This window comes from Pseudomonas sp. I8001 (genome assembly GCF_013385345.1).
Taxonomy (GTDB): Bacteria; Pseudomonadota; Gammaproteobacteria; order Pseudomonadales; family Pseudomonadaceae; genus Aquipseudomonas.
Genome location: NZ_JACAQC010000007.1, coordinates 616,059 through 629,173, shown reverse-complemented (window position 1 = coordinate 629,173; position 13,115 = coordinate 616,059). Strand labels below are relative to the sequence as shown.

General features: G+C 62.9%; 7 protein-coding genes and 1 pseudogene. 3 read left to right on the top strand and 5 right to left on the bottom strand.

Annotated elements, in window-relative coordinates:
* The first annotated feature begins 59 nt into the window (after positions 1-59).
* Both HX839_RS31820 and HX839_RS07420 read left to right on the top strand, forming a co-directional pair.
* Positions 60-640, top strand: a pseudogene (locus HX839_RS31820) (LemA family protein).
* Positions 637-1,803, top strand: coding sequence for a hypothetical protein (locus HX839_RS07420; RefSeq protein WP_177066908.1), 1,167 nt, complete (start codon positions 637-639; stop codon positions 1,801-1,803). Before HX839_RS31820 ends, HX839_RS07420 begins: the two are co-directional and overlap by 4 nt.
* On the opposite strand, the gene pbpC is transcribed toward HX839_RS07420, so the two are convergent.
* The 3 genes from pbpC to HX839_RS07405 form a co-directional block, all read right to left on the bottom strand.
* Positions 1,804-4,101, bottom strand: coding sequence for a penicillin-binding protein 1C (gene pbpC / locus HX839_RS07415; protein ID WP_177066907.1), 2,298 nt, complete (start codon positions 4,099-4,101; stop codon positions 1,804-1,806). It abuts the gene before it with no gap.
* The gene (locus tag HX839_RS07410; RefSeq protein ID WP_177066906.1) at positions 4,082-9,925 is read right to left on the bottom strand and encodes an alpha-2-macroglobulin; all 5,844 of its coding nucleotides are present in this window, start codon (positions 9,923-9,925) and stop codon (positions 4,082-4,084) included. Before HX839_RS07410 ends, pbpC begins: the two co-directional genes overlap by 20 nt.
* Positions 9,926-10,004: 79 nt before the next feature.
* Positions 10,005-10,634, bottom strand: a complete 630-nt coding sequence (locus HX839_RS07405) for a LysE family translocator (protein ID WP_177009026.1) — start codon at positions 10,632-10,634, stop codon at positions 10,005-10,007.
* 145 nt (positions 10,635-10,779) lie between these two features.
* Here HX839_RS07405 and HX839_RS07400 point away from each other — a divergent pair, with 145 nt between their 5' ends.
* On the top strand, positions 10,780-11,253 hold the full coding sequence (locus HX839_RS07400; protein WP_032899927.1) for an Lrp/AsnC family transcriptional regulator: 474 nt from the start codon (positions 10,780-10,782) through the stop codon (positions 11,251-11,253).
* A gap of 300 nt (positions 11,254-11,553) precedes the next feature.
* On the opposite strand, the gene HX839_RS07395 is transcribed toward HX839_RS07400, so the two are convergent.
* Together HX839_RS07395 and HX839_RS07390 are read right to left on the bottom strand one after the other, a co-directional pair.
* A complete protein-coding gene (locus HX839_RS07395) occupies positions 11,554-12,486 on the bottom strand; it encodes a phosphatidate cytidylyltransferase (protein ID WP_003213523.1) in 933 nt (310 codons plus the stop codon).
* A gap of 1 nt (position 12,487) precedes the next feature.
* On the bottom strand, positions 12,488-13,108 hold the full coding sequence (locus tag HX839_RS07390; protein ID WP_177066905.1) for a 1-acyl-sn-glycerol-3-phosphate acyltransferase: 621 nt from the start codon (positions 13,106-13,108) through the stop codon (positions 12,488-12,490).
* Between the last annotated feature and the right edge of the window lie 7 nt (positions 13,109-13,115).

The following is a 13,115-nucleotide window of genomic DNA, read 5'->3' as shown; positions in this document are numbered from 1 at the left end:
TCCCCTGCTTTACCCCTAGAATGCGCCCTGTGGATAACTAGCCAGGGAATGCCGCCGCCATGAACATCGAACTGCTGATCGCCGGTATCGTCGTGCTGATCATTGTCGTCGGCCTGGTCGGCTGGCTGGTGGGGGTCTACAACGGCCTGGTGATGCGCCGCAACGATGTGGATAAAGCCTTCGCCAACATCGACGTGCTGCTCAAGCAGCGGGCAGACCAGATTCCCGACCTGATGCGCGTGGTGCAAACCGCCATGAACCATGAGAACGCGCTGTTCACCCGCCTCAGCGACGCCCGCACCGCGTACCTCAACGCCAGCAGCCTCACCGATAAAGTCGATGCCTCCAACCAACTCAATACGGCGCTCAAGTCGGTGATTGCAGTGGCCGAGAATATCCGACGCTGATCTCCGGCCCCAACATGGTCGAGTTGCAGCAGGCGATCTCGGCGGTGGAGGAACGCATCGCCGACCGTCGCGAGTTCTTCAATGAGTCGGTCAATCTCTACAACATCGCCATCGCGATTTTTCCTGATCTGTTCTTCGCCAAGATGCTCGGTTATCAGCGCATTCCGCTGCTGGCCATCAGCGCCGAAGAAACCCGCTACGACGGCGTGAAGCTTGAGGTGCCGGGGGCATGAAAACCACCCAGGCAGGGGTTGTCACAAAAAAACCAGCGTGGAAAACCCTGGTGGCACTGGCCTTTCTCGCCGGCTTTATTGGCCTGATGGTCTACGCCCCGACGATCCTGGTGGCGCTGTTTTTTCCTGTGTGCATCCTGATCGGACTGCTGGCCAGCTTCGGCCCCAATTTCTATCGCACCGAACAGCGCCTGGCCACCAGCCAGATACGCTCATTGGCCATGGGGCTGGTGGAGGTGAACGGCAAGGTGATCGTCGACTCGCCGCTGATCTCCCCGGTCCACGGCAAGCCTTGCGCGGGTTACGTGTGGGTCATCGAAGAAGGCACCAAAGACAAGGATGGCGATTGGAGCTGGAGCCAGGTCTCGGCCGAGGCTCGCTGCAATGACTTCCGCCTGCAGGACGCCACCGGTGAAGTGACAGTGATTGCCGAGGGTATCGACCTGTTCGGCAAGAAGCGCCCTGACGACCATGAATGGATCAGCAGCTCCCGCCGCCAAGGCGAACTGCTCCTCACCCAGGATATGCAGGTGATGCTGATTGGCGACGCCTGCGAGCGTGCGGGCAAGACGGTGATTGCCCAGGGCCGGCAACCTGACGCGGTCTTCGGCCTGGCCGAGACCAAGGAGGTGGAAAACCGCCGTGTGCTGGCGCCGCTGTGGCGCGCCGGTGGTTTCTACGCGGTGGTGGTGGGTTTGATCGGCGTCGGCATCATGGCCATGACGCCGGAACATTTTGCCCAACTGCATCTGCCGGGTCCCGCCACCTACCAGCAAATGGCAGAGCTGAATCCCGCCTATCGGTTTCTGGCCTGGTTGTACCGTGACAATGGCTTCGTGATTCCTTTCATGGCCGCGTTTGGCTTCTTGCTGACGATGTTTGTGGTGTTGCTCGCGCTGCGGCTCTTGCTGCCCACGGGCATGCGCCTGGCGGTAGGCCGCGTGCTGGGCGCCTGGATGGGCCTGGGCATGGTGATTGGCGGCGTAGTGACCTTGCTGCTGGTGGTGGCCCAGGTGGACACCATGAAGGTGTTCCTGGTGTGGATGATGATTCTGCTGGGCACCCTGGTGTTTTCGATCTTTGAGCAACGCATGCTAGGGGTGGCGTACAAGCATTTCGCAAAAGATGCCGGCACTGCCGGTTTAGGCGACGAGGACGCCTGATCAGGGTACAAACTCAACCTTCAAGCCTCGGCTGGCGCTGCGGCCCTGATCGTCAGTCACCCGCAACCGGTACTCCCCCGACTTACCCGGCCGCCAGTTCAGCGTGGTTTGCGGCGGGCCCTGGCCGATCAGGGTCTGGTCGGCGAACCAATACAGCGTCAGTGCATCACTGGCCGCGTTGGCGTTCAGCGGGATGCTTTCCTGGGGCTGGGACAGGCGCAGGTGGTAGCTGACCTGGGTCAGCGGCGAGCGAATCTGTGGCGCTTCGCTTTGATCGCCGACACGGTTGGGTTGGCAGCTTTTCTGCACATTGGGCGGCGTACGCCGGGGCAGCCCGGCGGCGCGGAACAGCCGCTGCACATCGCTGGGCCAGAACTCGAAGACTTCTTCACGGGTGTACTGCGGGTCGAACGGCGGGCACGCGGCCTTGCCGGTGCGGGTGTCGATCAGCACCGGGCGGTGCAGGTTGGACACCCGAATCGGTGACACGCCGGGGATGTACCAGGTCTTGCGGGTACGTGGGCACCAACGGTTGGGCAAGTCACCAGAGGCCGCGCAGACGTCAATGCGGATCAGCCCGGCGGGCGGCTTGTCGGGTTTGATCACCACATTGGGCAAGGCCAGCGGCAGGGCGTCGGCGATACGGAAGAACAACGGTGCCGCAGTTTTCGCACCGATAAACTCAGGATTCGGACGGCCATCGAAGTTGCCCACCCACACCACCAGCACGTACGGGCCTACGAGGCCGGCGCTCCATGCATCATGAAAACCCCAGGACGTGCCGGTCTTCCAGGCCGTACGCCAGTGGCGCCCCGGCAGCCCGTCCGGGCGCGGGTTGCGCCGCAGCATGTCGCGCACCATAAACGCGGCCTGCGGCGTGAGTAGCTGGGCGCCAGTGGTTTGCGGCTGTTCCTGCAAATAGCGCAGCGGCCGCAAATGCCCGTCACCAGCCAGCATCACATACAGCCGCGCCAGCTCCTCGGGCGTCATCTCGCCGCCGCCCAAGGCCAGCGCCAAGCCGTAATGGCTTTCGCCGCGCAGGCCCTTGATCCCGGCCCGTTGCAGCAATCCGTAGAGTGACGGCGAGCGGGTTTGGCTGGCCAGCCAGACAGCCGGAATATTGCGGCTGCGAATCAGCGCGTCACGGGCTGTCACCGGCCCGACAAAACTGCCGTCGAAATTTTCCGGCTGGAAGTAGCCGAAGTTACTCGGCATGTCCTTGAGGATGCTCATGGGGTGGATCACCCCTTGGTCCAGCGCCAGCCCATACAGGAATGGCTTGAGGGTGGAGCCCGGCGAGCGCCACGACAACACGCCGTTGACCTGGCCGTGGATGCTTGTGGATAAGTAGTCTGCCGAGCCCACCAGGGCTTTTACGCTCTGGTCGCGGCTGTCGATCAGGATCGCCGTGGCGTTTTCCACACCGCTGCTGCGGCGCTCGGCGATGAAGCCGGTGATCAGCCGTTCCAGCAATTGTTGCAGCGCCAGGCTGAGGGTGCTGTTCAACTCATTGCCGGTTTGCGAGGCCAGCAACTGTTCGCTCAGGTGCGGCGCGAGAAACGGGATCTGCTGGCGGTTGCGGGCTTCCAGCGGCAGGTCCAGCAAACTGTCGTTACGCGGGTCCTGTGGATAAGTTTCCCGCCAGTCGGCCATCAGCCGTTGCCGGGCGGTTTGCAGGGAAGGCCCAAAGCGCGCCCGACGACCCGGTTGCTGGGGAATCACGGCCAGCGCGAGGGCTTCAGACAAGGACAACTGCGCCGCTGACTTGCCAAAATAGATCCGGCTGGCCGCTTCGGCACCTTCGATATTGCCGCCCATGGGCGCCAGGTTGAGGTAGGCCTCAAGGATGTCGTGCTTGCTGTAACGCGCCTCCAGCCACAGTGCCAGGGCCATCTGCTGCAGCTTGCCGGGCACTTGGCGAGTATTGAGATCCCACAAGCGCCTGGCCAGTTGCATGCTCAGGGTCGAACCGCCCTGACGCTGGCCGCCGCTATAGGTGGCCATGGCCGCCCGCAATAACGCCGGGGGATTGACCCCGGGGTGCCAGTAGAAATTGCGGTCTTCCTTGAGCAGCAACGCCTCCACCAGTGACGGAGAAATCCGTTCCAGGGGTAGCCACAGGCGATATTGCCCGTCAGCCGCCAGGGTCATGCGCAGCAGCGAACCGTCATCGGCCAGCACCACCCGTGAGGAGGTGGCTGCCTGTTCCAGCGGCGCGTGGGGCCACAAGCGTAGCCCCGCCAGAATCAACGCCGCTGCCAGCAGCGGCGTCAGGCTTTTAAGGCTTGGTAATTTCAAGCTGGCCTACTTTGCCGCGTCCTTGCAGGGTGGTTTCGTACATGCCCTCGGCGTAGGCCGGTGGCGTATTGAAGGTACCGGCGTTGGTGGCGCGCACGCGGTACACGAAGGTGCCTACATCCCGCAGCGCGGTGCCGTACAACACCACTCGGTCATCACGCACGTCGACGTAGTCCGGCTGCCAGTTGCTCAAGTCGGTCTCGCCAATCGGCGCCTGCCAGGCGTCGGCTTCTTCGGTGTCTTCGCCGGTTTCAACGTACTCCGAATCGTCGCCTTCGCTTTCCTCGGTGCTGGCCGCTTCCGGCTCCGGCGGCAAGTTATACACAGGCTCGACGCCGCCCGGCAGCAGGTCGACCACCGCCACTTGTTGCACCTGATCACGGTCGGTGGCGCGCAAGCGCAGGCGCACCAGGAACTCATCGCCTACCGCGACCTTGCTGACTGGATTGCCTTTGAGGTCGAGGTATTCGTGGATGATTTCCAGGCCGCTGTTGATCGGCTTGAGGTTGGCGCCCTTGTCATAGCCCGCTTCGCTCAGCATGTAGAACGCCGCCGGGCCGTCGGATTTTTCCATCTGCAGTTTTTGCGTACCGGCAGGCACCGCCGCACGTGGCGGCTGGCCGGCCATCTGCAACAACTGTTGCTGCTTGTCGCTGAGCCATGCGGTGGCCTTGAGGGTCATGTCGCTTTGGGCGCGCTGGCCGTAATTGTCCAGGGCCCGCAGCAACAGTGCCGCCGACAGCGAGTTGTAGCGTTGCTCGTTGAGACGCTTGCCGAGTTTATCCAGCAGGCTTGTCGGCACATCGTCGAGCATTTCCGGGAAGTGCCGCGCGAGCAAATGCAGGTGCTCGGCGTCGTGTACCAGCGGGTCGTAATACAGGCCGTCGCTGTTCCATTTATCCGATAGGGAAAGCCACGGCACCTTGCGGAACAAGGTATCGGCCTGACGATCCTGCTTGAGCAGCTTGTAGCTGGCGGCCAGGTACGCCGCGCCAATGTCGTTCTGCCAGGTGTCCTTGAAGTAGCTTTCGTAGCGCTCGCGGATATCGCTCAAGGCGCCGCTCACCAGAATCCCCTGACGGCTCAGGAGGTAACTGGCGTAGGCGCGGTTGCGCAATTCCGACAGGCCTTCGCTCGGGCCGTTGGCCAGGTCGGTGAGGTACGCGTTGGAACGTTGCAGCAGGTCTTCCGGCACCGGCAGCCCGCGCTCCCTGGCTTCGATCAGGAAGTCGGTGGCGTACAGGCTGGCATACGGCGCCACGTCCGGGTTGGCCGCCCACAAGCCGAAACCGCCGGCCTGGTTCTGCCGTTGACGCAGCATGCGCACCGCACCGCTGAAGGCCTGCTCGGCCTCCGGCGCGTTACCACCCCAGATCAACGCCGGCATGGCCTTGGACACCAATTGCTCGGTGCAGGCGTAGCCATAGTCATCCAGGTAATGCTTGAGGCCGTTGGCCCATACCAGCGGCGAAGCGGCGACGCCCAACTGCACATCGCGCAACTGGCTGAACAGCTCGCGGGTCGGTTTCAGCTCTTTGCTGGCGCTGTCGAAACGGCCCAGGCTCAGGGCCACCCGATGCTCGCTCAAGGGTCGGATCGACGTGGTTTCCGCCACCTGGATACGCTTGCCATCCGGCAGCACCGCGACGAAGCGCAAGTCTGCCGAGCCGAGGGTTTCGCCTACCTTGATCTTGAACTCGGCGACACCCTCCTTGCGCGGTTGCAGGGCCAGGGTGCTGGCCTTGTCGCCTTGCACCTGCAGGCCATCGCTGGTCTGCACTTCAAACTTCACGTCCGCCGCCGCGTCCAGGTTGCTGAACACCCCGGCGCTGACGCTGAACACATCCCCCGGTGCGACAAAGGCCGGCACGTTCGGCGTGATCACCAGCGGCCCGCGCACTTCGGTGTTGGCCTCGCTGACGCCCACGCTGTCGCTGTCCACGGCCACCGCAAACAGGTGCAGCTTGCCATTGAAGCTGTCCGGAACCTGGTAGTGCAGCACGGTTTCACCGGCCGGCAAGTCCACCAGGCCAGACCACCAGGCCACAGGCGGCTGATGTTTACGCTTGAACGGGTTGAGGTGGTTGGCCAGGGCGCCTTCCGTATCGCCACCCGGCGCTGCCCCACTGAGCAGGCGGCTGAATTCCGGCAGGATCAGGTCAAGGATCTGACTGGTGCCGACCTCCAGTGCACGCTTCTGGAAGAAGAAGCCCAACGGGTCCGGCGTCTGGTAGCGCGCCACTTGCAGGATGCCTTCGTCCACCGCGTAGACCACTGCGCGACCAGGGCGGTCGGCGTTGACCTTGATATCCAGGGTCTGCCCCGGCTCGATCTTCGCCGGGCCTTCGACTTTCAGCGCCATGCGCCGCGCGTCGAGGTTGATGCTGAACGGCACTACGCCGTATGACAGCGGGCTCATGTAGACCTCGGACGAACCAATGTCCCGTACGAACTGCACGTTGACGTAGGCATTGCCCTCAAGCCCCGCAGGAACGCGGATGTGTTGCACGCTGTTGGTGCTGTCGGCCTTGAACCACTGCTGGGTGTAGACCTTGTCCCGCTCGATGGTGATCAACCCGGCGCCGGTGTACGGCGCGCGAATGCTGATGGCGATCTCATCACCGGTGGCGTAGCTGCGTTTATCCAGGCGCAGTTGCAGTTCGGCGTTGCGCTCCAGGGAGCGTGAGGTGTTGCCCCGGCCGGCGACGCTGTAGTCGATCTGGTTCAGCAGGTTGCCGTTGGCGTCCTTGAGTTGCAGGGTGAAATCGCCCGGGGTGCCGGTGTTCAGGGTTTGCTTGGCGCCGTCCTTGGTCATCACCAGCGGCGAGGCCGGCTGGCTGATGTTCTTGATGCGCGACTCGTATTTGTAGGTGCCGTTGGATTGCTTCACCAGCACCGAGACGTAGCGGTGCTCGACCACTTCACTGGTCAGGCCGTCGACTGCGACTGGCGTGAGGTCTGGCGCCACGGCCAGCCATTGCACTTCACGCGGAGCGTCCTTGGCGACGAAAGACAGCGAATCCTTGCTCTTCACACCCACCAGGTACGGCGCCGCCGACACCAGCAATGCGCTTTGTGCGGCGACGTTGCGACCGCCTTCGGCTTCGTACACCTGGGTCATCACTTGCAGGCGGTAGGTGCTGTTGGCGAAGCGTTGCAGGTTCAGGTCCAGCACCGCCTGGCCATTGTCGTCGACGGTGGTTTCGGCCAGGTCTTCGGAGCTGGCTTCTTCCAGCGAGTCATTCAGGCGGAAGCGGTAATCCGGGTAGCGATCAAAGGCCGCGAGCGTGGGGCTCAGGGACATTTTCGCCGTGACGCGACGACCCGCCGCCGGAGCGCCGAACAAGTGCATCGCGGTGACCTTGGCCACCACCTGGTCCGGCGGGATCCAGCCCGGCACCGGTGTATCGTGCAGGCTCAGGCTGACTTTCATCCGGTCCGGTTCAAAGTCGCGGACCTTGAAGCTGACGCTGCCCAGGTCGGTACGACGCTGCTTCTCACCGATCAGTTGCAGGGTCGCGGTGTAATCGCCGGATGGCGCTACTTCGCTGCTTGGGAAATCGAAGGTTTCAAAACCGCTGGCCGACAGTTTCAACGGCTGGCGAATCACCTCAAGGCCACGGGGGTCGGTGATCTGCAACTCAACCGGCAGGCCTTGCAGGGCGCCTTTCCAGTCGCCGCTGCGCACGATCATGCCCAGGTGCGCGGTCTCGCCGGGCCGGTACAGGCCGCGATCGGTAAACAGGTAGGCGCTGAGGCGATTGATCGCACCGTCCTCTTCCAGGCCGCCTACATCAAAGCGTGACAAATCCAGCTGTTGCGACTGACGGGCAATCGGCAGGAAGGATTGGTCATTGCCGCGACTGACCACATACATCAACGGCGTTTTCTCACGGCGCAATTCATCCAGCTTGGCGAAGTGCGCGTGACCTTCGGCGTCGGTATGGCCGCTGGCGACCGACAAACCGTTGCGGCCGATGATATCGACCTGGGCGTCGGACACCGGCGAGCCGTTGCCGATGGACTGCACGTACACATCGTGGCTGCCATCGCTGGAGCGCTTGGCGATGATGCCCAAGTCGGTGACCACGATGAAACGCAGGTCGCTGGTGGTGTTGCGCGAGTAGTCGAAGGTGCGATCAGCCGGATCGTCCTGCGGGCTCAGCTTGAGCACAAAAATCCCCCGGCGGCCGCCGTTGGCCGTCAGGTAGCTGCTCAGATCGACATTGTCGTAGACGGTTTTCGACGGGTCGCCAGCCGACAGCGGAATGTCCAGGCTCTGACGCTCCACCATCCGGTCGAAGTAGTCATTGGCAAAATTCGGTCGGGCAAAGCTGCCGCTGCTCTGGTCCACCAGGTGTTGCAACTGGTTGGGCAGCAGGCGCGCGATTTCCACATGGGCGCCGGGTACGCCACGGGCCATGAAGCCCAGGCGTTTTTCGCCGGTGAGGCTGAGCAGGGCGCCGTCGGACAGGAACTGCAGCGTGCGTGGATAAGCCGGCATGCTCACGAGAGAGGCTGTCGGATTTTTCGCCAGGTAGCCGCCGATGGCTTCCAGGTTGGCCGGCACCCGCACATACAGGGCGCGGCCCGGCGGGGCCTTGAACTTGAAGGCGTGCAGGGTATTCAGCGGTTCGACGCTCGGCACGTGGGTCAGCTTGACCTTGGTGCTGCTGGCCAGCAGTTTGTCGTCGATGTCTTGCAGGTTCCAGGGGCGGGTATCGTCCTCGGCTTTTTCCGGCAGCATCCAGGCCTGCACCTTGTTGGCGATGGTCTCGTCGGCCACGGCGCTGGAACTGCTGAACATCAACACCGGCTCGGGTTCGCCGCGCTCGTTGTCGACAAAGCTGACTTCGGCGCCGGTAAAGGTCAGGCGATAGCGGCCGGGCACGGTGACTTCGGCCACCAGCGGCGCCGAGCTGGGATTGCCGCCATCACGGGCCTTGAGGCCTTCATCGAGCTTGGCGCTGACCGGGGTGCTTTCCAGTGGGGTGGCCAGGGCGGCAGAGCGCACAAAGGCGTTGAGCTTGTGTTCGTCGAAGGTGATTTCCGGGCGATTGGGCAGTTGCGCATCGCGGTAGGCCAAGCCTTTGCCGAGGGCGACCGAGGCACGTTTGCGTACGCTGTCTTCGTCTACCGGGTGGGAAAAGTGGAAGGTCGCTACCAGCTGTTTCTGCGTCGGGTTGCTCGGGTCCTGGTACAGCTCGTTTTGCGTCAAGGTGGCGCGGAACGGCTGGGTGGAGAATTGGCTGGTGTATTGGCTGAGCAGTACGCCGTCGGCCAACAGGGTTTTCTTGGCCAGGTCGATGGTGTAGTGGGCGTCGACGGGCCAGTCTTTTTCCGGGGTGAACACCAGGCTGCGGTCATCCGCCCAGCGCCAGGCGCCGGCGATGGCAGGCTTGAGGGTGATGCCTTCGGTGACCGGCTTGCCGATGGCCGCCAGCGGGGCCACGGATTCGGCGAAGCGTACCTGCAAGTTATCCACAACCGGTTGCGGCTGGGTGTAATCCGTCAGGTTGGGCTTGTGCAGCGAATAACCCACGGTGTGGGGCTGTGGCAGGTGGGAATACCAGTGCCAGCCGTAAAAGCCCGCGGCCAGCACGAGTACCAGGGCCAGCGCGCCGCCCGCAGCCTGGCGCGGATAAGCCCGGGCCTTGTGGCCGACGTTGACCAGGCCGTTGCCTGTGGCTTGCAGCCAGCGCGGCGGCTGCCACTGGCCGAACAGGCTGCGCGCCAGCCATCGAACGGCGCTGAACAGAACACTCACCACTGAGATCAAGGCCCCGAAAAAACGGCGGCTGGTCGCTTTTAACGAATCAAACATGGTGAGCATCCCTGGCAATGTGTCGCGTATCTTACACGTCTCTTTGATACAAAAGATGACGGCAAATGCGCCGCAAAGCTCAGGCTTGCTGTACGAAGGTGAGGCGTATCGCAAAACCGATCAAAAGACTGCCAAACAGCCATTGCTGAAGGCGCTGGGCGGACGGGCTGCGTTCCAGCCAGCGGCCGATTCTTGCGCCGGCCAATCCATAGCAACTGTCGAATCCCAGGCCGACCGCCACCAGAATCGCCCCCAACAGCGCAAACTGCGCAGTCACCGATGCGCCATGTGGATCAATGAATTGCGGCAGCAGCACGGAGCAGAACAGCAGCGCCTTGGGGTTGAGCAGGTTGGTCAGCAAACCCCGCTGGAAGGCTTCGCGCCAGGCATGCGCCGGCGCCGTGCTGTGCTCGGCGTTCAGGTTGGGCAGCAGGTTTGAGCGCAGGCACTGCACGCCGATCCACAGCAGATACGCCGCACCGCCCAGGCGCACCACATCGAAGGTCCAGGGTGCGACCTTGAACAGGGTCGCCAGGCCCATCCCCGCCAGCGCCACGTGGCAGGCTCGCGCCAGGCCCAAGCCGCCTGCGGTTGCCAGTGCCATCGCCTTGCCCTGGCGGGCGCCGGTTTGCAGCAGCAGGATCATGTCCGGGCCGGGCAGCAGGTACACCACTGCCAACGCGACTAAAAACAACCAGAGTTCTGCCATGTGCCTGCCCCTTGCGGTAGGTGATTCGTAGGGCAATTTTAGGGGCGAAGGCCGGGGCAGGTGCTTGCGTAGTCAGATGGAAAAGCGTCTAGTCTTGGCACAATCTGCCACTTTTTTCGGGCGAAACATTTCACTTATGCCAAATCTGAAGCTGGACGCATTTGACCGCAAGATTCTTGAAGCCCTGCAACGGGATGGCCGGCTGAGCAACGTGCAACTGGCGGACGAGATTGGCCTGTCGGCCTCGCCCTGCTTGCGGCGTGTGCGGCTGCTGGAAGAGGCCGGGGTGATTCGTGGTTATCAGGCAAGCCTGGACCGGGATGAAGTCGGGTTGGGGCTGACGGTGTTTGTCGGGGTGAAAGTGGAGCGGCATAACGACGAACAGGCGGAGGCGTTTCGGTTGGCGGTGACGGCGCTGCCCCAGGTGATTTCGGCGTTTCTGGTGTCGGGGGAGTCGGATTTCCTGCTGCAAGTGGTGGTGCCGGACTTGCGCGGGTATGAACGGTTCCTGACCGGGAGCTTGTTGAAGTTGCCGGGGGTGAGTGATATCCGCAGCAACTTCGCGATTCAGACGGTGAAGACGCCCGGGGCATTGCCGCTGAGTCACCTTCCCGGCTAGATCGTTCCCACGCTCCGCGTGGGAATGCCGCCCTGGACGCTCCGCGTCCGCTTTAAAGTCGTGACGCGGAGCGTCACCGGATGCATTCCCACGCAGAGCGTGGGAACGATCAGATAAGGACGCCGGGGGCACCTTCCCGGCTGGTGATTTCTTATTGTGGTAAGGACGCTTGTTGTGGCGAGGGAGCTTGCTCCCGCTGGGCTGCGTAGCGGCCCCAAAATCTTGGGAGCGCTGCGCACTCCAGCGGGAGCAAGCTCCCTCGCCACTGGGGTTGTGTGGATTTGGGGAGGGAGGTGGTCGTCAGGTCCACCAGTAGCGCACGAGATGAAAGAAGATCGGCGCGGCAAAACACACTGAATCCAGCCGATCCAGCATCCCGCCGTGCCCTTCGATCATGTGCCCCCAATCCTTCACGCCGCGGTCGCGCTTGATCGCTGACATCACGATCCCGCCAGCAAACCCCAGCAGGTTGATCAACAGCGCAATCAGGAACGACTGCCAGGGATTGAACGGCGTGGTCCACCACAGCGCCGCGCCAATCAGCGACGACAGCAGAATCCCGCCGACAAACCCTTCCACGGTTTTAGACGGCGACAAGTTGGGCGCGATCTTGTGTTTGCCGAACAGCTTCCCGCACACGTACTGCAACACGTCCGACAGTTGCACCACGATCACCAGGTAGGCAATCAGCAGCAGGTTGCGGCCTTCGTAGCCGACGATATCCAGGGTCAGCAGCGCCGGCACGAAGGACACACAGAACACCGCGATCATCAGCCCCCATTGCACTTTCGATGCCCGTTCCAGGAAGTGCGTGCTGTCGCCGCCCAATGACGCGAGGATCGGCAACAGCAGGAACACGTACACCGGGATGAAGATCGAGAACAGCCCGTACCAGTCGAAGTAGATCAGCAGGTATTGCAGTGGCAGCGCCAGGTAGAAGGCCGCCACCAGCGCCGGGTAATCGCTTCGCCGGGTGGGTGTGAGCGTGAGGAATTCCCGCAGCGCATAGAACGACACTGCGTAAAACAGCAGGATCACCGCGCCGGTGCCGAGCCAGAACGCAATGCCAATCACCACCACCATCACCCACCACGCATTGATGCGGGCGTTGAGGTTGTCGATCACCGCGTTGGGTGTGCCACGGGTGCGCAGTTTGAGGATCAGGCCGATCAGCGAGGCGAGCACGAGGATCGCGCCGATCCCGCCGAACAACATCAGGGTTTGGCTATCCATCTCAGGAATGCTCCGGGGCAAGGGCGAGCAAGGCGTCGCGGGTGCGGGCGAGGAACAGCGCCTTGTCTTCGCCGTCCTCCAGTTGCAGCGGTGCGCCGAAGCTGGTGGTGCACAGCAAGGGCAGCGGCAGCACACGGCCCTTGGGCATGACCCGGTTGAGGTTGGCGATCCACACCGGGATCAATTCGGCTTGTGGATAACTCTTGGCCAGGTGATACAGCCCGCTTTTGAACGGCAACAGGCCGTCTTCCAGGTTGCGCGTGCCCTCGGGAAAGATGATCAGCGAGTCGCCGTTTTCCAGGGCCTGAAGCATCGGCTCCAGGGGGTTATCCACAGGGTCCTTGCGCTCGCGGTCGATCAGCACGCCGTTGAACACCCGGTTGATGATGTAGCGGCGCAGGGCGCTGGTGTTCCAGTAGTCGCTGCCGGCCACCGGGCGGGTGAATTTACGCAGGTTCTGCGGCAACGAGGCCCACAGCAGCACGAAATCGCCGTGGCTGCTGTGGTTGGCGTAGTAGATGCGTTGCACCGGCACCGGCGCGCAGCCAAGCCACAGGCTGCGGGCGCCGGTGACGGTGCGGGCCATGGAGGTAATCAGGGTGGCGACCACGGGTTCGAACATGGGGATT